The organism is Vibrio sp. A37, assembly GCF_059777565.1.
Genome location: NZ_JBLNLI010000011.1, coordinates 95635 through 121598, shown reverse-complemented (window position 1 = coordinate 121598; position 25964 = coordinate 95635). Strand labels below are relative to the sequence as shown.

At 43.0% G+C, this 25964-nt stretch carries 23 protein-coding genes and 1 tRNA gene; 11 read left to right on the top strand and 13 right to left on the bottom strand.

Annotated features, from left to right (window positions below; translation table 11 throughout):
• Positions 1-81: 81 nt before the first annotated feature.
• Positions 82-588 carry a Fe3+-citrate ABC transporter substrate-binding protein gene (locus tag ACM2FC_RS17615; protein WP_498482284.1) on the top strand — a complete coding sequence of 169 codons (507 nt, stop codon included), beginning with the start codon at positions 82-84 and terminating at the stop codon, positions 586-588.
• An 80-nt stretch (positions 589-668) separates the two neighbouring features.
• Here ACM2FC_RS17615 and gltX read toward each other — a convergent pair whose 3' ends face one another.
• The gene (gene gltX / locus ACM2FC_RS17610; RefSeq protein WP_498482283.1) at positions 669-2093 is read right to left on the bottom strand and encodes a glutamate--tRNA ligase; all 1425 of its coding nucleotides are present in this window, start codon (positions 2091-2093) and stop codon (positions 669-671) included.
• A gap of 175 nt (positions 2094-2268) precedes the next feature.
• Between gltX and ACM2FC_RS17605 the strand changes: the two genes are divergently transcribed.
• Positions 2269-3129, top strand: coding sequence for a TraB/GumN family protein (locus ACM2FC_RS17605; RefSeq protein WP_498482282.1), 861 nt, complete (start codon positions 2269-2271; stop codon positions 3127-3129).
• Positions 3130-3400: 271 nt separating this feature from the next.
• Here the strand turns inward: ACM2FC_RS17605 and ACM2FC_RS17600 are convergent.
• A tRNA-Pro gene (locus tag ACM2FC_RS17600) sits at positions 3401-3477 on the bottom strand.
• A 250-nt stretch (positions 3478-3727) separates the two neighbouring features.
• Between ACM2FC_RS17600 and ACM2FC_RS17595 the strand changes: the two genes are divergently transcribed.
• The 3 genes from ACM2FC_RS17595 to rluF all read left to right on the top strand — a co-directional run bounded on the left by ACM2FC_RS17595 (position 3728) and on the right by rluF (position 5716).
• Positions 3728-3868, top strand: coding sequence for a DUF3149 domain-containing protein (locus ACM2FC_RS17595; RefSeq protein ID WP_498482281.1), 141 nt, complete (start codon positions 3728-3730; stop codon positions 3866-3868).
• Positions 3869-4045: 177 nt separating this feature from the next.
• On the top strand, positions 4046-4621 hold the full coding sequence (gene smrA, locus ACM2FC_RS17590; protein ID WP_498482279.1) for a DNA endonuclease SmrA: 576 nt from the start codon (positions 4046-4048) through the stop codon (positions 4619-4621).
• 84 nt (positions 4622-4705) lie between these two features.
• The gene (rluF, locus tag ACM2FC_RS17585) at positions 4706-5716 is read left to right on the top strand and encodes a 23S rRNA pseudouridine(2604) synthase RluF (RefSeq protein ID WP_498482278.1); all 1011 of its coding nucleotides are present in this window, start codon (positions 4706-4708) and stop codon (positions 5714-5716) included.
• 71 nt (positions 5717-5787) lie between these two features.
• Here rluF and upp read toward each other — a convergent pair whose 3' ends face one another.
• A complete protein-coding gene (upp, locus tag ACM2FC_RS17580) occupies positions 5788-6414 on the bottom strand; it encodes a uracil phosphoribosyltransferase (RefSeq protein WP_498482277.1) in 627 nt (208 codons plus the stop codon).
• A gap of 247 nt (positions 6415-6661) precedes the next feature.
• Between upp and purM the strand changes: the two genes are divergently transcribed.
• Together purM and purN are read left to right on the top strand one after the other, a co-directional pair.
• Positions 6662-7702, top strand: a complete 1041-nt coding sequence (gene purM, locus ACM2FC_RS17575) for a phosphoribosylformylglycinamidine cyclo-ligase (RefSeq protein WP_498482276.1) — start codon at positions 6662-6664, stop codon at positions 7700-7702.
• A gap of 2 nt (positions 7703-7704) precedes the next feature.
• Positions 7705-8343, top strand: a complete 639-nt coding sequence (gene purN / locus ACM2FC_RS17570; protein ID WP_498482275.1) for a phosphoribosylglycinamide formyltransferase — start codon at positions 7705-7707, stop codon at positions 8341-8343.
• Positions 8344-8387: 44 nt separating this feature from the next.
• Here purN and ACM2FC_RS17565 read toward each other — a convergent pair whose 3' ends face one another.
• Together ACM2FC_RS17565 and lpcA are read right to left on the bottom strand one after the other, a co-directional pair.
• On the bottom strand, positions 8388-9218 hold the full coding sequence (locus ACM2FC_RS17565) for a class II glutamine amidotransferase (RefSeq protein WP_498482274.1): 831 nt from the start codon (positions 9216-9218) through the stop codon (positions 8388-8390).
• A gap of 31 nt (positions 9219-9249) precedes the next feature.
• Positions 9250-9825, bottom strand: coding sequence for a D-sedoheptulose 7-phosphate isomerase (gene lpcA, locus ACM2FC_RS17560; RefSeq protein WP_498482273.1), 576 nt, complete (start codon positions 9823-9825; stop codon positions 9250-9252).
• 326 nt (positions 9826-10151) lie between these two features.
• Here lpcA and fadE point away from each other — a divergent pair, with 326 nt between their 5' ends.
• Positions 10152-12605, top strand: coding sequence for an acyl-CoA dehydrogenase FadE (gene fadE, locus ACM2FC_RS17555; protein WP_498482272.1), 2454 nt, complete (start codon positions 10152-10154; stop codon positions 12603-12605).
• Between the two features lie 98 nt (positions 12606-12703).
• Here the strand turns inward: fadE and ACM2FC_RS17550 are convergent, their stop codons facing one another.
• Both ACM2FC_RS17550 and dnaQ read right to left on the bottom strand, forming a co-directional pair.
• Positions 12704-13951 (bottom strand): TIGR03503 family protein, encoded by a 1248-nt coding sequence (locus tag ACM2FC_RS17550; protein WP_498482271.1) that lies wholly within the window; start codon positions 13949-13951, stop codon positions 12704-12706.
• Between the two features lie 36 nt (positions 13952-13987).
• Positions 13988-14728: a DNA polymerase III subunit epsilon gene (gene dnaQ, locus ACM2FC_RS17545; protein WP_498482270.1), complete on the bottom strand. Its 741-nt coding sequence runs from the start codon at positions 14726-14728 to the stop codon at positions 13988-13990.
• A 56-nt stretch (positions 14729-14784) separates the two neighbouring features.
• Between dnaQ and rnhA the strand changes: the two genes are divergently transcribed.
• Positions 14785-15255: a ribonuclease HI gene (rnhA, locus tag ACM2FC_RS17540; RefSeq protein ID WP_498482269.1), complete on the top strand. Its 471-nt coding sequence runs from the start codon at positions 14785-14787 to the stop codon at positions 15253-15255.
• Here rnhA and ACM2FC_RS17535 read toward each other — a convergent pair.
• Positions 15252-15989, bottom strand: a complete 738-nt coding sequence (locus ACM2FC_RS17535; protein ID WP_498482267.1) for a class I SAM-dependent methyltransferase — start codon at positions 15987-15989, stop codon at positions 15252-15254. The two genes, rnhA and ACM2FC_RS17535, sit on opposite strands and share 4 nt — an antisense overlap.
• Before the next feature lie 37 nt (positions 15990-16026).
• Here ACM2FC_RS17535 and gloB point away from each other — a divergent pair, with 37 nt between their 5' ends.
• Complete coding sequence (gloB, locus tag ACM2FC_RS17530; protein WP_498482266.1) at positions 16027-16785, top strand: hydroxyacylglutathione hydrolase; 759 nt, start codon at positions 16027-16029, stop codon at positions 16783-16785.
• Between the two features lie 70 nt (positions 16786-16855).
• Positions 16856-18454, top strand: coding sequence for a lytic transglycosylase (locus ACM2FC_RS17525; RefSeq protein ID WP_498482265.1), 1599 nt, complete (start codon positions 16856-16858; stop codon positions 18452-18454).
• A 76-nt stretch (positions 18455-18530) separates the two neighbouring features.
• On the opposite strand, the gene ACM2FC_RS17520 is transcribed toward ACM2FC_RS17525, so the two are convergent.
• From ACM2FC_RS17520 to dnaE, 5 genes are all read right to left on the bottom strand, one after another.
• Positions 18531-19382 (bottom strand): endonuclease/exonuclease/phosphatase family protein, encoded by an 852-nt coding sequence (locus tag ACM2FC_RS17520; RefSeq protein ID WP_498482264.1) that lies wholly within the window; start codon positions 19380-19382, stop codon positions 18531-18533.
• Between the two features lie 54 nt (positions 19383-19436).
• The gene (gene glnB / locus ACM2FC_RS17515) at positions 19437-19775 is read right to left on the bottom strand and encodes a nitrogen regulatory protein P-II (RefSeq protein WP_237362753.1); all 339 of its coding nucleotides are present in this window, start codon (positions 19773-19775) and stop codon (positions 19437-19439) included.
• Positions 19776-20028: 253 nt separating this feature from the next.
• On the bottom strand, positions 20029-21357 hold the full coding sequence (gene tilS, locus ACM2FC_RS17510) for a tRNA lysidine(34) synthetase TilS (RefSeq protein ID WP_498482263.1): 1329 nt from the start codon (positions 21355-21357) through the stop codon (positions 20029-20031).
• 120 nt (positions 21358-21477) lie between these two features.
• Complete coding sequence (gene accA, locus ACM2FC_RS17505) at positions 21478-22437, bottom strand: acetyl-CoA carboxylase carboxyl transferase subunit alpha (protein WP_498482262.1); 960 nt, start codon at positions 22435-22437, stop codon at positions 21478-21480.
• A 37-nt stretch (positions 22438-22474) separates the two neighbouring features.
• Complete coding sequence (dnaE, locus tag ACM2FC_RS17500; protein WP_498482261.1) at positions 22475-25954, bottom strand: DNA polymerase III subunit alpha; 3480 nt, start codon at positions 25952-25954, stop codon at positions 22475-22477.
• Positions 25955-25964: the final 10 nt, after the last annotated feature.

Below are 25964 nucleotides of genomic sequence, written 5' to 3'. Positions count from 1 at the left end.
TCTGTAAAGCATGGTATTCATCGCAAGAATTTAATCTAATTGACCCAGTGGCAATATTGATTAAATTTTCAACAAAACAAAATGAACAAGAGCAACCTTAGTACAAACACTGGACATCGATTTATATCCAAAGCAAAAACTGCGTATAAAATTCATATACATTGTCCCGATGACACTGTATTACATAGATCAGTTGGTTATATTCGTATTGGTGAAAGAAAGGGACTGCAAAAAGCAATTAAACTTCGCAACGAATTAGGCCTTGAAATGTGGGGGAAGTTTTGGCGCCGTCTGCTAAAAGATCCATACTTAATGACTCGGCTACCGCACTCACTCGAGCCAAAAATCATTTATAAACCAAGGCCTACTAAAGATGATCCTGAATTTAAGGATGAGTGTTATATTGCAGCTTGGCGTAACTACGACACTCAAGGGAAACTTATTTATAAAAGTGTAGTTTGCTCCGTAAATAAGCACGGAAAACTGGGCGCGTACACGAAAACAAAAAAAGCCTTGTTAGAAGCCAATAAAGACAATTTAGAAATCCTAGAATATATGGGTCGTGTTGCGAGTATTGATTTAAAATAAAAAAATGACTTGTTAACTAATACCTATAAAAAAGCGGCTTTAACGCCGCTTTTTTATTATTTATAGAGCCAATAACCTAATCAAGCATTGGCTTCGCGCTGTCGAATAAACTCTAACGCCATTTCAATTCGAGACGCCACTCTCTCTTTACCAATAAGCTGCATCACTGCATCAACCGAAGGCGATTGGCCTGCTCCAGTGACCGACACTCGAAGTGGCATTCCGATTTTACCCATACCGATGTCTAGCTCTTCACAAACCTCTTTAATCACGTTGTGAAGGTTTTCAGTTGTCCATTCTGTTAACTGGTTAATTTTCTCCAATGCCAATTCAAGTGGCGCTTTTGCTACTCCACGTAAGTGCTTTTTAGCTGCAGCAGCATCAAACTCTGAAAAATCTTGGTAGAAATAACGAGACTGTTCCGCTAATTCAACCAGCGTATTGCAACGCTCTCCAACAAGTTTAATCACTTCTGTAATCGCCGGGCCATTTTCTAGCGAGATACCTTGCTTATCTAAATGCCATTGCAAGTGCTCGGCCACATACTCTGGATCAGAGGTTTTGATGTAATGGTTGTTTAACCAAAGCAGCTTGTCAGTATTAAATGCCGATGCTGATTTGCTAATTGCACTCAAGCTAAATAGCTCAATCATCTCTTCTTGAGAGAAAATTTCTTGGTCACCATGAGACCAACCTAGGCGAACTAAGTAGTTGTTTAGCGCATTCGGCAAGTAGCCTTCATCGCGGTATTGCATCACTGAAACAGCGCCGTGACGCTTAGACAGTTTGGCACCATCATCGCCTAGAATCATTGCGCAATGCGCGAATGTGGGTACTGGAGCACCAAGGGCTTCATAAATATTGATCTGACGAGGCGTATTATTGATGTGGTCTTCACCACGAACAACATGAGTAATACCCATATCCCAATCATCGACTACAACACAGAAGTTGTATGTTGGAGAACCATCAGTACGTCGGATAATCAGATCATCAAGTTGGTCGTTACCAATTTCAATTCGGCCGCGAATTTGATCTTCAAATACTACGCTACCTTCTTTTGGGTTACGGAAGCGAATGACGCAAGGTTCTCCATCGTTCTCAGCATCATTTGCAGCTTTAATTTTAGGATGGTTTGCATCGTAGCGAGGCATTTCTTTGTTCGCTTCTTGCTCAGCACGAACTTCATCTAGCAACTCTTTGGATGCGTAGCACTTATAAGCCTTATCTTCTGCTAAAAGCTTATCGACCATTTCATTGTAACGGTCAAAACGTTTGGTTTGATAGTACGGGCCTTCATCCCACTCTAATCCCAACCAAGTCATACCTTCCAAGATAGCGTCAACAGCCTCTTGAGTTGAACGTTCTAGGTCCGTGTCCTCAATACGAAGAACAAACTCTCCTCCTTGGTTTTTCGCATATAACCAAGAATAAAGTGCCGTACGAGCACCACCTACGTGAAGATAGCCTGTTGGGCTAGGTGCAAAACGCGTTTTAACCGTCATTTGATGAATACCTATACTTATAAACTGTTGCTGATTGCTTCAGTAAGAAGTCAAATTTGCGCGCCATTCTACCACTCACACATCTAAGACTACAATTGTCCCCGCGTTATTTATTCGCCACAATTGGGTATACACTGAATAAACAGATTTTGTTAATCATACTTAGGTAAACATTTTGACTAGATTCATAACATTACTGCTCGTATTGGTGAGTAGTTTGTCCTATGCCGAGCCTCTATTTTGGAGTGCACAACGAGGTGAGACTCACTTGATGCTCATGGGGTCAATTCATGTCGGCGAGCATAATATGTATCCATTACCGAAACCAGTTATCCAGTTTTTAAAAAAGAGTGACGGCCTCATCGTCGAAGCAGATATTAGAAAATTTGCCCCATCAGATCTTCCGCCCCCAACAATAACAACCAAACAAGTACTAGATTCAAAAGATACTCAACAGCTTAAGAAAATTAGCCATAAACTTGGGTTAGAAATGAGTGTATTAGAGAAGTCGCCGCCTTGGGCAACCGCCTTAACGCTTCAAATTGGTCAATTTCATCAACTTGGGTTATCGCCTGAACTGGGTGTCGATCATAGAGTCATGACCCTCGCTGAACAGAACAATATTCCTATTATTGGCTTTGAAAGTGTTCAGTTTCAGTTCGGCCTTTTAATTAATTTACCTAAAGGGGGCAAATCCTTATTAGAAAATACATTGGATGAATTTAATAAAAGCTCAGCGTACAGCCAGTGCCTAGTGAAGGCATGGAAACAAGGTGATGTCTCCGCCTTAGAAGGCTTTGCCAAGCAAACTTCATTTTCAAGTGACTTTGACAACAAGTTTATATTCAAGCGCAATCATGACTGGGCAAACAAACTGACTTCCAACAATTTCCTACCAAACAAAAACGGCAACTACTTGATTGTAGTTGGTGCTCTGCATCTAGTCGGAAAAGACAACCTATTGAGTCTGCTAAAACAAAAAGGCTTCACCATCAAAAAGCTATCTGCAAGTCAGCCCGTGAAATGTCAGATTTAAAACGTAAAAAGGCCCCAGTATTTCTACTGAGGCTTTAAAAGTGGTCGGTGAAGAGGGATCGATCGGACTGGCGCTCCAGCCCCCGACTCTCTGGGCCCAAATTACTATCAAATAAAATGCAAAAAGGCCCCAGCATTTCTACTGAGGCCTTAAATGTGGTCGGTGAAGAGGGATCGATCGGACTGGCGCTCCAGCCCCCGACTCTCTGGGCCCAAATTACTATCAAATAAAATGCAAAAAGGCCCCAGCATTTCTACTGAGGCCTTAAATGTGGTCGGTGAAGAGGGATTCGAACCCCCGACCCTCTGGTCCCAAACCAGATGCGCTACCAAACTGCGCTATTCACCGAATCTGCTGAATCGCTTTATCAGCAGCGCGTATAATACGGATTGCTTCACCAAAATCAAGCCATTTTGCTTACTTCAATAAAAACACATCATTATGCGGTCAATATTACAGCAAAAGTTATCGGGTGTGACTAAAAACACAGTTACTCCTACATATTGATAACTAAACACATACAATTGATCCAGATCAGTATCAGTTTGATGATTAAGTTTTAGTCTAATTTTGTCTTCAAAACTTTATAGGGGGCAATATGGACTTTTGGCTTAATCTTCTTTTTGGTAACGCAATTGGGCTCTCGTCCATGATAGTGATCCTCTGTGCACTAAGCCTTATGCTTTTTTTTAGCGTGTTTTTTATCTATAAAGTTAAGAATGACAAATCTCCTCACTAGATCGCTTAGCTTCTATTTATTTGACTTGGGTAAATAGAACTGTGCTTTGCACCGAAGTAGATACTTTATCTACTTCGGTTTTTTATTACCTAAGAGTAATAACCAGTAACCACCCTGCCAAATTCACTTGATATTGGTATACTCAGCCTATGTAGTACCTGCATAGTGAGCTTATCTATGTCTGAAGATTCTGACTTGTTCCAAGAAATGATGGCCGATGTAAAGCCGTTGCAAAATGATACCGCTGAATTAAAAAAACAATTTCAAGCTACCGAGTCTCATGCTGCTAAACGTCAAGCGGCGATGTCATTAGACAAAGATGATCCTGAATATTTGTCTATTGACCATGCACCAATGCTTAAGCCCGATGATATTGTGGAGTTCAAGCGAGATGGTGTTCAAGAAGGCGTATATCGAAAATTGAGGTTGGGGAAATACCCTATTCAGGCCAAACTCGACTTACATAGGAAAACGCTTAAAGAAGCCAGAGATGAAGTGGTGAAATTTCTTAAGCAATGTATCCGACTCGATATTCGTACGGTCATCATCATCCACGGTCGTGGAGAAAAATCGAACCCGCCTGCACTAATGAAAAGTTACACTTCGAATTGGCTCGAACAAATCAAAGACGTTCAATGTGTTCATAGCGCACAACGGCATCATGGTGGCAGTGGCGCAGTTTACGTGTTGCTTAGAAAAAGTAACGAAAAGAAGTTAGAAAACCGAGAAAGACACCAAAAGAGAATGAAGTGATTAATGATGCTCTATTCCCTTTAGTTGTAGAAACGTATACTATTCGCACACTTTCATTCCGTTGTGAAACGTTAAGAGAACATAATGACCCAAAGTAATACCAAAAGACTGAACAAATTCATTAGTGAAACTGGCTTTTGCTCTCGCAGAGAAGCAGACAAACTTATCGAGCAAGGCCGAGTTACCATCAACCAACAGATTCCTGAAAAAGGCACCCAAGTGAACCCAGGAGATGACGTCTGTATCGATGGTAAGCCCGTTCGCGCTAAAGAAAAACCTATCTACATTGCCCTGAATAAACCAACAGGCATCACCTGCACCACGGAAAAAGACGTGCCAGGTAATATCGTTGATTTTATTGGTCATCACAAAAGAATTTTTCCAATTGGCCGCCTAGATAAACCTTCTGATGGTCTGATTTTTTTGACCAATGATGGAGACATCGTCAATAAGATACTGAGAGCCGGAAACAACCACGAGAAAGAATATGTGGTGCGAGTAGATAAACCTATCACTGCATCTTTTCTTAAACAGATGGGCTCAGGCGTGAATATTTTGGATACTGTCACTTTGCCATGTGAGATTTCCCAAGAAACCAAATTTTCCTTTCGTATCGTGTTAACTCAGGGCCTAAACCGTCAGATACGCCGTATGTGTGAAGCACTAGGCTACCAAGTTCTTAAGTTAAGGCGTGTTCGTATCATGAACATTACAATAGATGGTATCCCTAACGGAAAGTGGCGCTATCTATCCAATGAAGAAATAGCTGAGATACTCGCGATGTGCGAAGGCTCGGTTGGAACAGAGGAAGCTTCTCGCGCAGACCAGAAAGGCAAATATATAAAGAAAGCCACAGATGCGAAGTTATTTGATAGTAGAGAAGAGAACCAAGCTTCTAAAGCAAGACGAAATCAGAAGCAGAAAACTTACGCAGGCCATGATGCAGATAAGTTTCGTAAGAGCCCTCACTCTTCTAAGAGCAATAAAAACAAGCAAGCCAAGAACATCACTAAAACTTTTAAACGTGAAGAAAACGGTTCTTCTAAATCGTCAAACCAAAACCGGGTAAAAGGAACACTCAAGCTAGGTAAATAAGTGGGAACATCCCCTCCTAAAAAAGAAAAGAGGCGAATTTATCGCCTCTTTTCTCTTTATCTAGCGGGTAATTACTTCGTGCCGAAAATCTTATCGCCAGCATCACCTAAACCAGGGACAATGTAGCCATTTTCATTTAACTTTTCGTCTATTGCAGCAGTGTACAATTCAACATCTGGGTGCGCTTTTTCTAGCGCTTCAATGCCCTCTGGCGCAGCAACTAACACCAATACTTTGAAGTGCGTACAACCTTTTTCTTTTAGCAGATCGATAGTTGCAATCATCGAACCACCCGTCGCTAACATAGGATCAACGACCAAGGCAATCCGCTCATCTATATTCGAAGCAAGCTTGTTAAAATAAGGGACAGGTTCAAGGGTTTCTTCATCACGATAAACGCCTACGACACTAATTCTTGCACTTGGAATATGCTCCAATACACCATCCATCATACCTAGGCCAGCACGAAGAATAGGCACCACTGTTACTTTTTTGCCTTTTATTTGATCAACTTGAACTGGGCCATTCCACCCTTCTATTGTCACTTTCTCGGTTTCAAAATTGGCGGTTGCTTCATAAGTCAGCAAACTACCAACTTCAGCGGCTAATTCACGAAAACGCTTTGTGCTAATGTCACCTTCTCTCATCAATCCGACTTTATGCTTTACAAGAGGATGCTTAACTTCAACGACTTTCATTTCTATCTCCAGAGGGCGTGGGGAATTACTAAAAACTTAGCAGATTATATACTCAACTCGATGGAAGATACATTATTCAACATCAAATCGACTCACTGATTTTTAGTCTTGGAAGCTAGGTTAGGCAAGGTTTCTAAGGGCTAGACTCACTCAAACAAAAAAACTAGCGCAAACGTTTGCTCTTTTGGATTAAGCACTGGTAGAATAGCGCCGTTTTCACATCTAATATTAAGACCGAGGATTTCCCGTGAGCGGTAACAATTCTTCTTTAAGCTATAAAGACGCTGGTGTAGATATCGACGCAGGTAATGCACTTGTAGATCGAATCAAAAGCTCTGTTAAACGTACACGTCGCCCAGAAGTGATGGGTGGTATTGGCGGCTTTGGCGCACTTTGCGAACTGCCAACAAAATACAAGCAACCAGTTCTTGTTTCTGGCACAGATGGAGTTGGAACAAAACTACGCCTCGCTCTAGATATGGCTAAACACGATACCATCGGTATCGACTTAGTTGCGATGTGTGTGAACGACTTAATCGTGCAAGGCGCTGAACCACTATTTTTCCTAGATTACTACGCCACAGGTAAACTTGACGTTGATACTGCAGCCGATGTTGTATCTGGTATTGCAGAAGGCTGTGTGCAAGCGGGCTGCTCACTAATTGGTGGCGAAACGGCAGAAATGCCGGGCATGTACGAAGGTGAAGATTACGACGTCGCTGGCTTTTGTGTTGGTGTAGTCGAAAAAGAAAACATCATTGATGGTACAAAAGTCGCCGCTGGTGATGCACTGATTGCAGTTGGTTCAAGCGGTCCACACTCAAACGGTTATTCGCTAATTCGCAAAATTTTAGAAGTCTCCGGCGCCAGCAAAGATGAAATGCTGGAAAGCAAAAGCATTGGCGAGCATCTGCTAGAGCCGACTAAGATTTATATCAAGTCTGCTCTTAATTTGATCGAAAATCACGATATCCATGCGATCTCTCATATTACTGGTGGTGGTTTCTGGGAGAATATTCCTCGCGTACTTCCTGAGGGGACAAAAGCAGTGATTGATGGGAACAGCTGGCAATGGCCAACCATCTTTAACTGGCTACAAGAGAAAGGTAATGTCGCTACTCACGAAATGTATCGTACTTTTAACTGTGGTGTTGGTCTTATCATTGCTCTTCCACAAGCACAGGCAGAATCAGCCGTTGAATTGCTAAAAGAGCACGGAGAAAACGCTTGGGTTATCGGTGAAATCGCTCAAGCCAGTGGCACTGAAGAACAAGTAGAGATCCGCTAAGCATGAAAAATATTGTTGTTTTAATCTCAGGAAACGGAACTAACCTTCAAGCAATCATTGATGCTTGTGAGAACAATATAACAACAGGCAGAGTGACTGCTGTATTTTCAAACAAGGCTGATGCTTACGGCCTTGAAAGAGCTAAACTTGCTGGCGCGGATGGTGTTTTCGTTGATCCTAAACAGTTCGATACTCGCGAAGCTTTTGATCAAGAGTTAATGTCACAGATCGACACCTACAAGCCTGACTTAATTGTTTTAGCCGGTTACATGCGCATTCTTAGCAATGATTTTGTTCGTCATTACATGGGCCGAATGGTTAACATCCATCCGTCTTTGTTACCAAAATACCCAGGCTTGAACACCTATCAGCGTGCGATCCATGCAGGCGATGAAGAGCATGGCACTAGCGTGCATTTTGTGACAGAGCAGCTTGACGGAGGCCCTGTCATTTTGCAGGCAAAAGTGCCAATTTTTGACGAAGACAATGTCGAAGAACTGACAAAACGAGTTCAAAGTCAAGAATATAGAATCTACCCTCTAGTCGTTGAGTGGTTCGTTGATGGACGTCTTACGATGAAAGAAGGCAAAGCCTTCCTTGATGGAAACCAGCTTGGTATCCACGGCTACGCAGAAGAGTAACGACTGTTCGAGTTGTTAAAATGGGATGCACATGCATCCCATTTTTATACCCTTTTCTTTTTCTCTTTGGGTTTAGCGTAAGCAACATCTTTAAGTTGTTCTGAATTACCATCAATAAGCTCACCATTTTGAAATAGCGAGAACTCTCCTGGCTTCATTCGATGCCAAGTCTCATCATTGGTGAGAGGCTGCGTCGCTATTACTGTGACGATATCATTGGGTGTTGTTTCTTCTTGGAAATTGACGGTCATCTCTTCATCGATAAGACTGGCTTTTCCAAAAGGTGCACGGCGAGTGATCCAATAGAGATGATTGGTGCAATACGACATGACATATTCACCATCAGACAAGAGCATATTAAACACACCTCTATCGCGCAACTTATCGCAGCACTGAGTCACAAACCTAAACATTTCAATCATATCTTGTGGTGGCTCTGGGAATTCTCTTTCCAATTTATCCATCAACCAACAAAAAGAAAACTCACTGTCGGTTTCGCCAACCGCACGATGGCGACCTGTCGGCCAACCTTCGTAGTCTGATAATTGACCGTTGTGGGCAAAAGTCCAATACCTACCCCAAAGCTCACGAGTGAAAGGGTGGGTATTAACTAAACTCACCTCACCACGATTTGCTTGCCGGATATGACTGATGACAGCCTGACTCTTGATTGGATAACTTTGAACTAAACCAGCAATTTTTGAATCACAGCTAGGGTTGGGGTCTTTAAAAGTTCTAAACCCCTTACCTTCGTAAAAAGCGATACCCCAACCATCGCTATGGGGGCCTGTATTCCCCCCCCTCTGAATAAGTCCAGCAAAACTAAAACAAATATCGGTGGGAACATTGGCACTCATACCGAGCAACTCGCACATAGACTACTCTCTCCCTAAGATTTGTTTTCTATTACTCCATCTCTTTTTCAATAAGCTGGATAATAATATGAATGATTTTAATATGAATTTCTTGAATTCGATCTGCGTAGCCAAAATGAGGGACGCGGATTTCGATATCCGCTAGCCCAGCCATCTTGCCACCATCTTTACCCGTTAAAGCGATAGTTTTCATGCCTTTCGCTTTTGCCGCTTCGATGGCATTTAAGATATTTCCAGAGTTACCAGAAGTCGACAGACCAAATAGTACATCGCCTGATGCCCCTACCGCTTCGACATAACGAGAAAAGACAAAGTCATAACCAAAGTCATTGCTCACACATGAAAGGTGGCTTGGATCAGATATCGCAATACCTGGGTATCCCGGACGATTCTCTCGGTAACGACCCGTCAGCTCTTCAGCAAAATGCATGGCATCACAATGAGAGCCTCCGTTGCCACAAGACAGTACTTTTCCACCCTGTTTAAAAGAGTCTGCTATTAACTTCGCTGCTTTTTGAATTTGCGCGATATTGTTTTCATCACTAATAAATTTATTTAATACGTCTGCTGCTTCCGTGAGTTCGCTTTTTATTAGATCTAGGTACATAGGTTTCTCTTAAATTGATCAATGTATGGTTACTAAGCCGATTCTGGTAGAAAGAGCTACTTGAGCTCAAAGGTCAACAGACCTCAGTTTTTGAGTGTACATCAAGGCTTGCTCGCTTCGATAGCAGAAAAGTAACAATTTACATATCTTAGGTTAAGAAACATACCTCAGATAACAAAACTGCCAAACTTACATTACTGAAACACTCTTAGAAGTCGGTAGTTTTTATCTGATAAAAAATTTCTCTTTACAAGTTAATAACAAAAACACACAATAACTGGTAAGACCACATACCAGTTATTAAATCTCTATACGAGGAACTCAGTATGGCAACCCTACTCGCCTTTATATCCTTTTTTGCTGTATTACTTGTTTGTCTCTATCATCGACGTTCATTAGCGACAACCTTAACCCTACTCCTAGCTGTCATGGTAGTTAACGCTTTTCTTGGCTTAACTAGCCCGTTAGCTTGGCTCACGTTTATTATTTTTTCTGCCATCGTTTCAGTTCATCTAGTAAGGCAAAAGTTGATTTCCAACCGAGCCTTCAAGCTTTTTAGAAAAGTTTTGCCCGAAATGTCCCAAACGGAAACAGAAGCGCTCGAAGCTGGCACTGTTTGGTGGGAAGCCGAGCTATTTGCTGGCAAACCTAATTGGAAAAAACTGAATACCATCGCAGCGCCGAGGCTAAGTGAAGAAGAGCAAGCATTTCTTGAAGGCCCTGTGAATACTGTATGTGAAATGGTCAACGATTATCAGGTGACGCACGAACTTGCAGATCTACCACCAGAGGTTTGGCAATATCTCAAAGATAACAAATTTTTTGCCATGATTATCAAAAAGAAATATGGCGGCTTAGAGTTTTCAGCTTATGCTCAATCGTTGGTTTTACAAAAGCTCACCGGTGTTTCAAGTGTGCTATCTTCTACCGTTGGAGTTCCGAACTCGCTTGGTCCAGGTGAATTACTGCAACACTATGGTACGCCAGAACAGAAAGCGCATTACCTGCCCCGATTAGCGGAAGGAAAAGAAATCCCGTGTTTTGCCCTGACTAGCCCAGAGGCGGGATCCGATGCGGGTTCTATTCCTGACTTTGGGGTAGTTTGTGAGGGTGAATGGGAGGGCGAAACCGTTTTAGGAATGCGCCTGACTTGGAACAAACGTTATATTACTTTAGCGCCAGTCGCCACGGTTCTTGGCCTTGCTTTTAAACTCAAAGATCCAGATAACTTACTAGGCGACAAAAAAGATATCGGTATTACTTGTGCGCTCATCCCAACTAGTATCTCAGGAGTAGACATTGGCCGCCGTCACTTCCCACTCAACATACCTTTCCAAAATGGCCCTACTCGTGGTGAAAACGTCTTTGTACCATTGGATTTTATTATTGGTGGCCCCAAAATGGCTGGCCAAGGTTGGAGAATGCTGGTTGAATGCCTATCAGTTGGGCGTGGAATTACCCTTCCCTCAAACTCTACTGGTGGTTTAAAAACAGCCGCTCTCGCCACTGGTGCTTATGCTCGAATTCGTCGTCAGTTTAAGCAACCGATTGGCCATATGGAGGGAATCGAAGAGCCTTTGGCACGTATCGCGGGTAACACGTATGTTATGGATGCGGCTAGCACGCTCACAGTTGCAGGCATCGATTTAGGTGAAAAGCCATCGGTTATTTCAGCTATCGTTAAGTACCACTGCACCCATCGAGGCCAACAAGGAATCATTGATGCCATGGACATTGTTGGAGGAAAAGGTATCTGCTTAGGGCCTTCCAACTTCCTTGCTAGAGGCTACCAAGGTGCTCCCATTGCTATAACCGTAGAGGGGGCGAATATTCTCACTCGCTCAATGATAATCTATGGTCAAGGCGCCATTCGCTGCCACCCTTATATTCTTACAGAGATGCAATCCGTGCACTCAACAAGTGTTGACGCAATGCAAACTTTCGATACAGCCCTCACTAAACACATTGGCTTTACATTAAGCAACCTCGTTCGAAGCTTGTGGCTGGGGTTAGTCGATGGCATGGGTTCAAGCTCGCCAACAAAAGATCAAACTAAGCGTTACTATCAGCAAGTCAACCGCTACAGTGCTACACTCGCACTACTCTCAGATGTATGCATGGCAACGCTAGGTGGTTCTTTAAAGAGAAAAGAACGCCTATCTGCTCGCTTGGGGGATGTTCTAAGCCAGCTTTATCTGAGCACGGCCACCCTCAAACGATATGAACTAGAGGGTAGGCAAAAAGAAGATTTACCGCTAGTGCACTGGGGATTGCAAGATAGCTTACAAAAAACGGAACAAGCGATTGAAGAGCTGCTTGCTAACTTACCGAACAAATGGCTTGGTAAGCTTTTAAAAGTCATCGTTTTACCATTTGGGAAGGTTCGCCGTAAACCTAGTGACACGCTGGATAGCCAGGTCGCGAGAATATTACAAACCCCATCAGCAACTCGCTCTAGATTAGGTCGTAATCAATTTATCCACGATTGCCCAAATAGCCCAGTAGGGAAAATTGAAAAAGCCCTGCACGTTATCCTAGATGCTGAACCTATTTTCTTAAGAGTATGCAAAGCTACCAATACTAAGCGTCCATTTGTCAGGTTGGATGAAGTTGCTGAAGTAGGCCTAAAAGAAAATATTATTACTCAGCAAGAGGCCGAGCTTCTAATTGACGCTGAACATAGACGTTTAGAAACCATCAACGTCGATGATTTTGAGCCACATGAATTGACTAGCTCTGCCACACTACCGGTTAATACATTAAATCATCATGTGGCGTAGTATATCTTGCGAAATTTATCGCCTTGATAAACCACACTAACAAACGTAAAACCCGTAACTTTTGGTTACGGGTTTCTATTTCAATCATCACAGTAGCTTTACTCATCTGGAATATCTAACTTCATCTCTGGGATTTGGCGACTCGCTTTAAACTTCTTCCATATAAACCAAACGAGAAGCCCTAAAATGATGGCCACAACGTTACCGATGCCGATAAATATCATACTCCTAGTGCGAGCCTCTTCTCTCATTTGCAGCATACGTAATTCTTCTAGAAGTTTTTGTTGCTGGAGTTCTTTCTCTTCTTGAATACGACGAGTTTCATCAATATCTACATCTTCTAGAACGCTGTATGTTCGATTACTAAGAGTAAACATTAGTGGACGATTGGTTCCTGCTTCTGTGGCATAAACTCGACCAAACCAAGTGAAGTTACCAAGCGTCCCTGTATTTGGTAAATTGAGCTCTAGTTTAAGGCTGTCTTTGTCGGCATACCCTTCAACCTTAACTTCTTTTTCATTCGGATCCATACGAGTAATGTGTGCAGCAAGTGAGCCAGGTTTTATTGTCCCCTCTTCTCCTGAAATAATGACCTGATGGTCAACTCCTTTCTCCCTAGCCTGTATGAAAGTAACATGGTAGGGCTCAGGGTAGACTAAAACTTGCTGTTCTCGGGCTCTTAGAAATACGCCATTCCCTGAAGTGATTCTTGCCATATATTTCCCTGGTTGAGACTTAATGGGCAATGTCACTGTAAACACTCCATCGCCGGGGTATTCATCTAACCCCTTACCATCATCAGCAAACTCACCAATAACTTCGGGTATAGGTCGAGCTTCTTCTGACAACTCCGATTCGTTTGGGACATACTTGGTAAACGTTACTTTTAACTCTAAACGATCGAGAAAATCTCGAAGAACAAGTGGTTTATTGTCAGAAGTCAGCTGTGCAGTAAATTTGACGTGCTCACCATGATATAAACGTGCTGGCATCTTATCGGTAGAAAGCTCTAAGTGAGAAAACAGCTTGATATTATTCTTTGGTGTCACTTTGCCAATGGCTTGCCAAGGGCCTGGCATAGGCTTGTCAATCATAATGATATCCATTGAAGGCTCTTGATACCATTGAACCTTCTCTGGCTTTTTCCAAGCGAAATACTTGGTCCCATCAGGACGAACGAGTACGACGGGCTTTGAGGGTTTCTCTCTATAAATAACGAAGGTGACTTGTTCTACGGTGGGGTCAATACGAAACCGATTATCTAGTAACGACATAGTGGTCTCCGTAGCAGCAATAGCGCTCGTACCAAGCAATACGCCAATTAAAGCCCACATCGTCCTTAACATATTGACTCCCAATCCCTCACAAAGTTTTGTTTTATTCTACCGCCAGAGACAACTTCCATTTTTTTCAATAAGATCCAATCTTTTCTGGTGCGCTTCTAATTCATCGGCGGTAGCCCTTAAAACCTTTAGCGCTTTTCTGCCACTAGCTGCACGTTTTATCGACTCTCCTCCCATCGAACCATCTCCTTGGGCACCAGCATTAAATTGCAAAGACGTTTGCCCACCTGTCATCAATAAGTATACGTCTGCCAAAATTTCCGCATCGAGCAAAGCTCCATGGAGGGTTCGGTGCGAGTTATCTATGCCGTAACGATCACATAAAACATCCAAGTTGTTGCGCTTACCCGGAAATATCTTCTTGGCCATTGCTAACGTGTCGGTGATTTTGCAATATTGCGCTGTCGAACCGATAGATTTATCTAGCTTCTCAAATTCATAATCCATAAAGCCGACATCGAAGGGCGCATTATGGGCGACAAGCTCGGCACCGTTAATAAATTCTAGGAATTCTTGGTGTACTTGCTGATAGTCGGGTTTGTCGCGCAAAAACTCATCGGTAATACCATGGACTTTTATTGCATCGGGCTGAATTTCTCTGTCAGGTTTAATGTAAACGTGAAAATGTCGGCCAGTTAATTTGCGATTAACGATCTCAACGGCACCAATTTCAATAATTCGATGGCCTAGATAATGAGGACCTCCATCGGTATTCATACCCGTCGTTTCCGTATCGAGCACAACGATGCGATTTTGGTCAGAATTGTGGCTAGTATTCATAACAATAATTGTGTCAGACTATGTAAATAACGTACTTCATTCAATAGTATCAAATCATGACGAAACAAGTAGAAATTTTCACCGATGGTTCGTGTTTAGGTAACCCCGGCCCTGGCGGTTATGGCATCTTAATGCGCTACAAAGAGGTGGAAAAGCCTCTATCAAAAGGGTTTACATTAACCACCAACAATCGAATGGAAATGATGGCTGCGGTTGTCGCCTTAAAAACACTGAAAGAGCCTTGCCAAGTGATACTCACTACCGACAGCCAATATGTACGTCAAGGAATTACTCAATGGATACACAATTGGAAAAAGCGCAACTGGAAAACGGCGGATAAAAAGCCTGTAAAAAATGCAGACTTGTGGAAAGCATTAGACGCAGAGTCACAACGTCATCAAATAGATTGGCGCTGGGTAAAAGGCCATGCAGGACACCGAGAAAATGAAATTTGCGATGAATTAGCAAGAACAGCTGCAGAGAGTCCAACAGAAGAAGATACCGGATACCTTGCAGAGCAGGCTTAACTGTTATTTTTAGTGTGAGTGTTGCAGTTAACGCCAACGGGAGACAGTTTGCGTTTTAACTGCCAATGAGGACGAATAGGTTTTAATGGATAAGTGCGTTTGCGAGCAACAATAAAGTACAAGCTACCAAAATATTGAATCCAAGTGCTAAAACTATTCTCCAACGCTGTCCACATAGGTGGGTAGGTTTGAAAAGGAAACACAGCGTAAGAGTCATGATGAATAACTTGGTAATTCAACACACCTAGCCAATCTTTAATTCGATTTGGCGTAAACATTCGCCCACTCCATGGTAGGTTGTTTTTACGCCAAGGCATAAGGCTCGACAAACCCGTTAAGCTAATTGGATTAAACCCTGTGATGATAATATAGCCGTCATCAATCATGACTCTATCTACTTCACGTAGCATTCTGTGTGGGTCATTACAATAATCCAATTGATGCGCCATAATGACGGCGTCAAAACTTTTTTCTAAAAATGGTAGGTCGTAGCCATCAGCGATAATATTATGCAACTCGTTCTGGATATCTAAGTTCACTTGGTGTTGAATACTACAATCAATGCTAGTGAGCTCACAGCTCAAACCACCGAGTTTCAGCAAGTGGTAGCCAAATAGTTTCGGGCTCCATTCATCAAGGCGAAGCTGAATAGATTCACTCACCCATTGGCCATTTTTTAACTGTGACCAAGAGTGGGGTTTTTCTAGCTCTTTTTCGCTACGTGCTGGCTTCATTAATAATCTATTTCTCTAGGATGTCGGAGACTCAAGAATGTTACATATCAAAAGCATACCTGCATTTAATGATAATTACATCTGGCTGATAAAAAATAGTGATAATCGCTGTGCAGTCGTCGACCCGGGAGATGCTGAGCCTGTGCTAGATTATCTCAAACAGCACGATCTAAAGTTAGAAGCTATTTTGATTACTCACCACCACCACGATCATATTGGTGGCGTACCAGAACTTGTAAGGCAGCACCCAGACATAAATGTGGTGGGCCCAGCAAGTGAACCCGTCCCAACCCTAACTCATGAAGTTAAAGCTGGCGATCAAATAGAATTATTTGGCGAAGTCTTTCTAGTATTAGGACTATCAGGGCACACAAGTGGTCATATCGGCTATGTAGGAGACGCGAAGCTATTTTGTGGCGATGTGCTGTTTTCTGCTGGCTGCGGTCGCGTTTTCGAAGGCACCATGGAAGAAATGTACACATCACTAAATAAAATCTGTGCACTGCCAGAAGAAACAGAAGTGTACTGTGCCCATGAGTACACTGCTGCAAATATAGCTTTCGCTCTTGCTGTCGAGCCGGACAACGACCACCTTCAACAGTATCGCGATAAGGTTAATCGATTAAGAGGACAAGATACTCCGACTATCCCAACAACGATACGACAAGAGAAATGGATCAACCCATTTCTCCGTACAGATCAACCTAGCGTCATCAAGTCGGTCACAAATCGAACAACAAAAACCGATCCTTTGTCAATATTTACAGCATTGCGACAATGGAAGAACGAATTTTGACAAAATGCTACTTGTCACCCATAGGACCTGACAAGTATTATCAGCAGCCGTGTCAAAAAAGGGCTGTGTAATGCGAGTAAAATACAGCTGGGTTTTAGCCATGCTCTTATCAGGGTGTCAGCTAACCCAGTCCACTGATCAAAATCTACCTGAGCAAACCAATAATCCTCCACCATCTGTGAAAGAAGCGCTCCCAACAGGCAAAGTGGAGCAATCTCGTTCTCAGGCAAGTTCTGTAAAAAGCTCGCACAAAGCTCAGCGTGAAATTGTGAAAGTAACGCCTCAATCGCAAAAAGACGTTTGGCATCGGATCGGCATGCAACTTCACATACCAATTCCAAACAACCAATTGGTCAATTACTATCGCACTTGGTATATCACCCACCCGAGCCATCTCAAAGTGGTTTCTGAACGAGCAGCACCATTTCTGTACCTAATCACTAAGAAGATAGAAAAACGAGGACTGCCACTGGAACTCGCTCTACTTCCAGTTGTAGAAAGCGCGTTCGACCCATTTGCGTATTCACACGGCAGCGCTGCGGGACTTTGGCAAATTGTACCCGGCACGGGCAAAAGCCTTGGGTTAAAACGCAACTACTGGTACGACGGCCGCCGGGATGTAGATGCGGCCACTGATGCAGCTCTAGATTATTTGACGCAGCTAAATAAACGCTTCAATGGCAACTGGTATAACACAATTGCTGCATACAACAGTGGCGGAGGCCGTGTCTCTGCAGCCATTAAGAAAAACCAAAGACTCGGAAAGCCTACAGACTTCTTCTCACTTGATCTACCAAGTGAAACCAGCGCTTATGTACCTAAGTTGTTAGCGCTCGCAGATATTGTTGCACACCAAAAGAAATACGGCGTGCATATTCCACCAATAGCGAACAAACCAGTGGTAGAGTTAGTTAACCCTAAAGAACAACTAGACTTGGCAATTGCAGCTAAATACGCCAACATTTCTGTTAAGGAGTTACAAGAGCTTAACCCTGCTTACAACCAATGGGCTACCGCTCCTGAAGGCCCATATCAACTTCTATTGCCTATCAAATCCGTTGCCCGATTTGAGAAAGAAGTCAAAGACAACCCTGGCAAAGGCATGAAGCTTATTCGCTATAAAGTGAAGTCTGGTGACGCTTTAATTTCGTTAGCGAAAAAATACAACACCACACCTAAAGTCATTCGCGTCGCGAACAATTTGACCAATAATACCATCAGAATTGGTCAATACTTGCTTATTCCAACATCAACGAAGAATGACCAAGCTTACGCATTAAGTGCTTCTAACCGACTAGCCAAAATTCAAGCTGAGTCTCAAGGAAAATATAAGCTGACTCATACTGTGAAATCTGGTGACAGCCTATGGACCATCGCACGCGAAAATAAAGTGTCCTACAAGTCACTGGCAAAATGGAATGGCATGGGCCCGAGAGACACGCTTCGTATTGGACAGAAACTCGTCATATGGAAAAAAGCGACCGACGGTGCAATTATTCGTACGGTCTTCTATCGCGTAAGATCTGGTGACACCATCGATGCTATCGCATACCGCTTTAAAGTAAGCAGAAATGATATTGTGAAATGGAATGGTCTCGCGAACCAAAAATACATTCAGCCTGGACAGAAGTTAAAGCTTTATGTTGACGTCACTAAGGTGAGCGTTTAATTATCAGTCAATTTGTGCTCATAGCTTAATGAGAACAAATCTAATTAACCTCAGGCTTTCTTATCCAAACCTGAGGTTAATTAATAAGGCTGAAGCTGGCAATTAAGGGGCTGTGATCAGAAGCCGTTGTTACAGGTGACTCTGCCTGCTCAAGTGTTAAACCACGATAAAATAAATGATCAAGCGGCAGGCCATTAATAAACTGCCGGCGATTATCTGGACTAAACTTCGCCTCTTCTACACCGATTTTGTGTAGATTACTTTTCAATACTTTGAGCCTACCCGCACTCCAGCTATTGAAGTCTCCACCAACCAAAACTGGCCCTGAATGTTCCAGCAGACGAGCAACAAGCGTTTTTATCTGTTGTTGATACTCTTTCGTCCCATAGGTGAAATTAATAGCGTGTAGATTAACGACAGCCAGTGACTGCCCATTAGATAATTTATACAAACTAAACAAACCAGACTTCGGAAGCCGGATCCAAGGTTCTTTTTCCGTGTAGGCACAAGCAAATGTAGGAGAGGAGGAAGAGAAAGTCAGGACACCTGCGGGAACTTTAAAAGCTTTAAAAGCATCTACCTGAATAGCAAATTTACCTTTGCTACCTATCCAGCGTTCCAAATCTGGGGTTAAGCTAGACTCTTGCAACAAAACAAGCTGAGCATTGGCACTATAACGTTGCAACGCTTGCTGCCAATTATCTCGGTTTTGCTTGTAAATATTCCACACTAAGACATTTATTTTGCCATTCTGATCGATGGGCTGTGACGAATCATTCTCATAGCAAAATATATGCTTTTCTGTTTTGGCACCTTCAATAATGGACAAGGTTGGTGCGCTAGGTAGATCAAATACCAGAGAATAGCCCGTTACAACTGAAGCTGAAACTGCAGTGATGACTCCTAAAATCTTAGTCTTTTTCTTCATACACTAATTTGAAACGTTTAGGGGCATATACAAAGCCCCTTAATATCTATGCCTCTAAATGGCTTCCTCATCTTCTTCACCAGTACGAATACGAACGACACGCTCGATATCAGTAATGAAGATTTTACCATCACCAATTTTTCCAGTTTGTGCTGTTTCAATAATAGTATCTACACATTGATCTAATACATCACTGGCAACAACAATTTCCAACTTTACCTTTGGCAAGAAATCAACCATGTATTCGGCACCACGATACAACTCAGTATGGCCTTTTTGACGGCCAAAACCTTTGACCTCAGACACAGTCATCCCCGTAATACCAACTTCCGCCAGTGCCTCTCTAACATCATCTAGCTTAAAAGGTTTGATTATCGCTTCAACTTTCTTCATTTTTATTCCTTATATATTAGCAAGTTAGAATTAAACCTAAATCATATCAACTATCTAAGCGTCTTATTTTAAATCCGCGTAATATGCTGCAAGATTCTTCTATATCCTTTCTTAGGCAGCAAAGCCGATTGTGCTTACATTGCCGCCGACATTCCGCCACTTTATTGCTCATTTTTATATGGCCTCACTGAGGCCGTTAAGTATTTCTTGTTTTGCCCTTCTAATGCATTAACTTGTGTCAACCATTTCAGTGTCACACAGATTTCAATCCTTTATCCCATATGAGCTCACACTCTTGACCATAAAAAGCTTTGTCAATAAACAACCCAGCCACTGCTACAACTTGTCCTTCACACATTAATATTGGGGTTCTTCGCCTTAACCAACTCGGAACTTTATACTCTTGAAATAGTTTCTTTAGTTTACGGCTATGATTTCTTTCTACTGGATGGGCAGACAATCCCTCTGGATCAAAGCTAATCTTCAGCTCGCTCTGTTTTACTTTTGGAATGGACATATTTGCACCTAAAGTGTGTTTCTTGAGAAGAAGATTACCCAAATTGTCAGGTAACTCAACAGCATCATTAAAGCGAATATGGCTTTGCCACTCTGACACGTCTTCCATTGGCTTCAACAAATATAATTTACTATCAAAACGACGAAACTGAGCACCAGTAGTATTGAGCTGAGGGTTTGCATCCTTAGTTGCCCTTGCGACTTCCGACCATATTTTGTTGATTTGGATGTGACTAGGCATCAATTCACCGCTTCGAGCAATCCACATTCTCAATAACTGAATACGAGCTCTTTCACTACAAAGTGACAGTCCTTCAATATCGATACAGTTGTCTTCGTCTACTAACGCATTAAAAGGCTCTTCTAGCAGCTCCTCTAGCAGAGCTTCCTGTTCAGCACAAAGACTAGCACTACGACGAATAGATTGAGCAAAGAAAGGCCAACGCTCATTCAATACTGGAGAAATATGGTGTCGGATAAAGTTCCTATCAAATCGCGTATCTTGATTACTTTCGTCCTCAACCCAATCGAGCTTATGTTTGCTGGCAAACTCTTCTATCTGGGCTCTAGACACATCAAGCAAAGGCCGCATGATAATCCCGTTGCCAAAATTTTTCATGGCGGGCATAGCTGCCAAGCCTTTTGGACCACTGCCTCTTTTGAGGGCTAGAAAGAAGGTTTCAACTTGATCGTCACTGTGCTGACCAGTCAGTAGCACATCCTCATCATTGATATAGCGCCCTAGAGCTTGATATCGAGCATCTCTAGCCAACTTTTCTAGGCTTTCACCCGTGGATAGATCAAGAGTCACGCTTTCGATATAGAGAGGGATTTGGTGTTCATTACACCAGGTTTGACACTGAGCAGCCCAGTTTTCGGCACTATTACTTAGCCCATGGTTCACATGCACCGCAATACAATTTACCGAGTGCTTATTGCGAAATTGCGCAAGAAGCTCCAAAAGGACCCGAGAATCTACCCCACCGCTAAAAGCTAAAACAAACTTGGTGTCTGATTTTAGTTGCTTCACTAATTTTTCAGCGAATGCTGGATATAAATCGCTCATAACTTTCCAGTGCATCTCGGAACTATAAGGTAATCTTATTGCCGTTCTATCAAAAATAATAGCTGAGTAAAAAAACAAAAGGGTCGAACGATGTCGACCCTTTCTAACACTTGAGGCGGATTAACAATAACCGTAACTCATTAGACGCTGGTAACGACGCTCTTGGAGAGCATCTTTAGTGAGCGTATCCAGCTCTTTCAGCTGAGCAAGAAGTGTTTTCTTCATGTTCTCAGCCATAAGTTTGTAGTCACGATGCGCTCCACCTAGTGGCTCTTCAATGATTTCGTCGATAAGCTCTAACTCTTTTAAGCGAGTCGCAACAAGGCCCATGGCTTCTGCGGCTTGTGGCGCTTTTTCAGCATCACGCCATAGGATAGATGCGCACCCTTCAGGTGAAATCACCGAGTAAGTCGAATACTGAAGCATATTAACGTAGTCGCCAACACCAATAGCTAAAGCACCACCGGAGCCACCTTCACCAACAACGTTACAAATAACTGGCACTTTCAATCCAGCCATCACTTTCAAATTCGTTGCTATTGCTTCAGATTGGCCACGCTCCTCAGCGCCTACACCTGGGTAAGCACCAGCCGTATCAATGAAAGTGATAATTGGCATATTAAAGCGCTCAGCCATTTTCATTAAACGTAGCGCTTTGCGGTATCCCTCAGGCTTAGGCATACCAAAGTTACGCTTCACTTTCTCCTTTGTTTCACGACCTTTTTGATGGCCGATTACCATAACAGGGCGACCTTCTAGGCGCGCAATGCCGCCAACAATCGCTTTGTCGTCAGCAAAAGCACGATCACCTGCCAGCTCATCGAACTCCGTAAATACGTTTTCGATATAATCTAGAGTATATGGGCGCTGCGGGTGACGAGCGAGTTGGGCTGTTTCCCATGCACCTAAATCGTTAAAGATTTTCTTTTTTAGCTCTAAGCTTTTCTTTTCAAGCTGCTCAATTTCCTTATCTAGATCAATTGCGGCTTCACCGCCATGACGTGATACGCCGCGAAGAGCTTCAATTTTTGCTTCAAGTTCCGCAATTGGCTTTTCAAATTCTAGAAAGTTTAGGCTCATCTATCGATCCTTTTCCGCTCGATTATATTATCGAGAATCAGTTAAATTCGAGTTCTACTTGGCTTTTGCCCAGTAGTTGTTTTAATTCATCCAGCAACACATCACTTGGTGTTACTCTCCACTCCGTTCCTAACGTCAACTTCGCCCTTGCATCTGAGCGTTGGTAATAGACATTAACAGGCACTGAACCAGCTCTGTGTGGTTCCAGTATTTGACCAAAACGTTCAAAAAAGTGGCTGTCAATCTGGGAGTGATTTATCGATATCGACAAACCTCGGATGTATTTTTCACGTGCGCTTCCGAGATCCATAACCTCGCGCGCGGACATTTTAAGGCCACCATTGAAATCATCAAAGCTGACCTGTCCAGAAACGACTAGAATTCTATCCTTTTCTAACAGTTCTGCATACCTTTCTAACGCATCTGAGAACAACATTACTTCCATTCGGCCCGATCTGTCGTCCAAAGTCATGATACCAATGCGCGTTCCTCGTTTGGTGGTCATGACTCTAGCTGCGATAACTAAGCCAGCAACGGTAACGGTTTGATCTCTTCTAGTTGGTGTTGCATCTTTTAGTCGACAGCTAGTGTAGTGACTAAGTTCCTTGATATATTCATTAATTGGGTGGCCAGTCAAATAGAGTCCAAGTGTATCTCTTTCACCTTCGAGCCATACTCTTTCTGGCCAAGGTTCCACTTGAGCGTATTTATTCTCAACTTCTTCTGGCGCTTCCGTTAGTACGCCGAACATATCTGCCTGACCAAAAGATTCAGCCTGGTGGTGTTGACTGGCCGCTTTTACTGCGTCGTCAAGCGATGCCATCATAGCTGCGCGGTGAGGACCTAACCTGTCCAAAGCCCCAGCATGAATAAGCTTTTCAATCACACGTTTATTGACTTTTTTCAAATCGATTCGAGCACAAAAATCAAATAGGTCCTTAAAGTGACCATCTTTATTTCGTGCCTCTAAGATGGCATCGATCGGACCTTCACCCACTCCTTTAACTGCACCAATACCATACACAATAGCGCCAGCTTCATCGACATTAAAGCGATACAAACCTTTATTGATATCTGGTGGTAGAACCTTCAGCTGCATGCGGAAACATTCGTCCACCAAGCCAACGACTTTCTCAGTGTTATCCATATCAGCCGTCATTACCGCAGCCATAAACTCCGCTGGATAATGCGTTTTTAACCACAGAGTTTGATAAGACACTAGAGCGTATGCAGCAGAGTGAGATTTGTTGAATCCATAGCCAGCAAACTTTTCTACCAAGTCAAAGATTTTCATGGCGAGTTCGCCATCTACGCCATTCTTGATCGCTCCTTCTTCAAAAATTGCTCTCTGCTTAGCCATTTCCTCTGGCTTTTTCTTACCCATTGCACGGCGAAGCATGTCCGCACCGCCTAACGTATAACCCGCTAAGATCTGTGCAATCTGCATTACCTGCTCTTGATAGAGAATAATGCCGTAAGTTGGGTCTAACGTATCTTTCAGCGATTCATGCTGCCAAGTTTCATCCGGATAAGAAACAGGCTCCCGACCGTGTTTACGGTCGATGAAGTTATCTACCATGCCGGACTGGAGCGGACCGGGACGGAACAAGGCAACCAGTGCGATAATATCTTCAAAGCAATCAGGCTGCAGGCGTTTGACTAGCTCCTTCATACCACGGGATTCTAGCTGGAAAACTGCGGTCGTTTCTGAGTTTTGTAGTAATTTAAATGACTTGGCATCGTCGAGTGGAATTGACTCAATACGGAGAGACTCTTTTCCTTCTTTTGCCCGCCTTGGGTTGATTAAGCCCAATGCCCAATCAATGATAGTCAGCGTTCTAAGGCCAAGGAAGTCAAATTTAACGAGGCCAGCGGTTTCTACATCGTTTTTATCAAACTGCGTAACAGGAAAATGACCTTCAGCATCAGCATAGATTGGCGCAAAGTCAGTAATAGTTGTTGGTGAGATAACCACCCCACCCGCGTGCTTACCTGCATTTCGCGTACAACCTTCAAGAATACGACACATGTCGATGAGCTCTTTGACTTCCTCGTCGTTGTCATAAAGCTCTGGCAACGCAGGTTCCGCTTTAAACGCTTTTTCCAGAGTCATACCTGGGTCTGGCGGTACAAGTTTTGATATTCGATCAACAAAGCCAAATGGGTGGCCAAGTACCCTACCCACATCTCGAATCACCGCTTTTGCAGCCATTGTACCGAAGGTAATAATCTGGGAAACCGCATCACGGCCATACATTTCAGCTACATGATCGATAACCAAGTCGCGCTTATCCATACAAAAATCGATGTCGAAATCGGGCATGGATACACGTTCTGGGTTCAAGAAACGCTCGAAAAGTAAGTCGTATTCCAGTGGATCTAAATCGGTAATTTGCAATGCGTAGGCGACTAAGGAACCCGCACCAGAACCACGCCCTGGACCTACAGGAATATCGTTATCTTTTGACCACTGGATAAACTCCATTACGATAAGAAAGTAACCTGGGAACCCCATCTGATTGATAACATCTAACTCAATCTGCAAGCGATCATCATATTCTGGGCGACGATTCGCTCTCTCTTCAGCATCTGGAAATAGAAAATCAAGCCTTTCTTCCAAACCTTCTTGAGACTTTTTCACCAAAAAGTCTTCGATTTTCATCCCTTCTGTTGGGAAGTTTGGAAGGAAGTATTCACCTAAACGAACCGTAACATTACATCGCTTAGCTATCTCGACACTGTTTTCTAATGCTTCTGGGATATCAGAAAACAGCTCGCACATCTCTTCTTCACTGCGCAAGTACTGCTGATCAGAGTAGTTTTTCGGCCGCCTTGGATCATCCAACGTGTAACCATCGTGAATAGCAACGCGAATTTCGTGGGCATCAAATAACTCTTTACTAGGAAGAACGACATCATTTGTTGCCACAACGGGCAGTTCATACTTCTCCGCCAGTTCTAAGGCGAAATGTAAGTAGCTTTCTTCATCGGGCCTTCCCGTTCGAGTAAGCTCCAAGTAAAAACGCTCTGGAAAATGTGTCGTATAAAAATGGGTGCACTGCTCAACAAGTGGATGGTTACCTTTTAAAAGCGCTTTACCAATGTCGCCATTTTTTCCGCCAGACAAAACGATCAGCCCGTGATTAAGCTCTGCTAGCCACTCTTTATCGATAACTGGCTTGTGCTGAATATGACCGCGCAAATAGGCTTTTGATATCAGTAAGGTAAGATTTTTATACCCCTGATTATCAGCCGCTAATACCGTTATCTGAGTTAGCTCCTCACCAAACTCGGGTGACTGCATTGCAAAGTCAGCCCCGATAATCGGCTTTACACCATTGTTATGCGCTGCACCATAAAACTTTACTAGGCCACATAAATTGGTAAAGTCAGTTAATGCCATCGCAGGCATACCCATCTCAGCCACTTTCTTAACCAGCGGTGGTACTTTAGAAAGGCCATCAACCATCGAAAAATCACTGTGGACTTTTAAATGAATGAATTTAGGTTCCGACATATTTTAAATC

Coding starts and splice junctions, on each gene's coding strand:
- ACM2FC_RS17550 (WP_498482271.1), bottom strand. CDS start 13,951: ATGTTAAGGACGATGTGGGCTTTAATTGGCGTATTGCTTGGTACGAGC.
- ACM2FC_RS17525 (WP_498482265.1), top strand. CDS start 16,856: ATGCGAGTAAAATACAGCTGGGTTTTAGCCATGCTCTTATCAGGGTGT.
- rluF (WP_498482278.1), top strand. CDS start 4,706: ATGACCCAAAGTAATACCAAAAGACTGAACAAATTCATTAGTGAAACT.
- dnaQ (WP_498482270.1), bottom strand. CDS start 14,728: ATGAATACTAGCCACAATTCTGACCAAAATCGCATCGTTGTGCTCGAT.
- dnaE (WP_498482261.1), bottom strand. CDS start 25,954: ATGTCGGAACCTAAATTCATTCATTTAAAAGTCCACAGTGATTTTTCG.
- gltX (WP_498482283.1), bottom strand. CDS start 2,093: ATGACGGTTAAAACGCGTTTTGCACCTAGCCCAACAGGCTATCTTCAC.
- purN (WP_498482275.1), top strand. CDS start 7,705: ATGAAAAATATTGTTGTTTTAATCTCAGGAAACGGAACTAACCTTCAA.
- glnB (WP_237362753.1), bottom strand. CDS start 19,775: ATGAAGAAAGTTGAAGCGATAATCAAACCTTTTAAGCTAGATGATGTT.
- fadE (WP_498482272.1), top strand. CDS start 10,152: ATGGCAACCCTACTCGCCTTTATATCCTTTTTTGCTGTATTACTTGTT.
- lpcA (WP_498482273.1), bottom strand. CDS start 9,825: ATGTACCTAGATCTAATAAAAAGCGAACTCACGGAAGCAGCAGACGTA.
- tilS (WP_498482263.1), bottom strand. CDS start 21,357: ATGAGCGATTTATATCCAGCATTCGCTGAAAAATTAGTGAAGCAACTA.
- ACM2FC_RS17565 (WP_498482274.1), bottom strand. CDS start 9,218: ATGTGCGAGTTGCTCGGTATGAGTGCCAATGTTCCCACCGATATTTGT.
- gloB (WP_498482266.1), top strand. CDS start 16,027: ATGTTACATATCAAAAGCATACCTGCATTTAATGATAATTACATCTGG.
- ACM2FC_RS17535 (WP_498482267.1), bottom strand. CDS start 15,989: ATGAAGCCAGCACGTAGCGAAAAAGAGCTAGAAAAACCCCACTCTTGG.
- ACM2FC_RS17595 (WP_498482281.1), top strand. CDS start 3,728: ATGGACTTTTGGCTTAATCTTCTTTTTGGTAACGCAATTGGGCTCTCG.
- accA (WP_498482262.1), bottom strand. CDS start 22,437: ATGAGCCTAAACTTTCTAGAATTTGAAAAGCCAATTGCGGAACTTGAA.
- smrA (WP_498482279.1), top strand. CDS start 4,046: ATGTCTGAAGATTCTGACTTGTTCCAAGAAATGATGGCCGATGTAAAG.
- ACM2FC_RS17520 (WP_498482264.1), bottom strand. CDS start 19,382: ATGAAGAAAAAGACTAAGATTTTAGGAGTCATCACTGCAGTTTCAGCT.
- rnhA (WP_498482269.1), top strand. CDS start 14,785: ATGACGAAACAAGTAGAAATTTTCACCGATGGTTCGTGTTTAGGTAAC.
- ACM2FC_RS17615 (WP_498482284.1), top strand. CDS start 82: ATGAACAAGAGCAACCTTAGTACAAACACTGGACATCGATTTATATCC.
- upp (WP_498482277.1), bottom strand. CDS start 6,414: ATGAAAGTCGTTGAAGTTAAGCATCCTCTTGTAAAGCATAAAGTCGGA.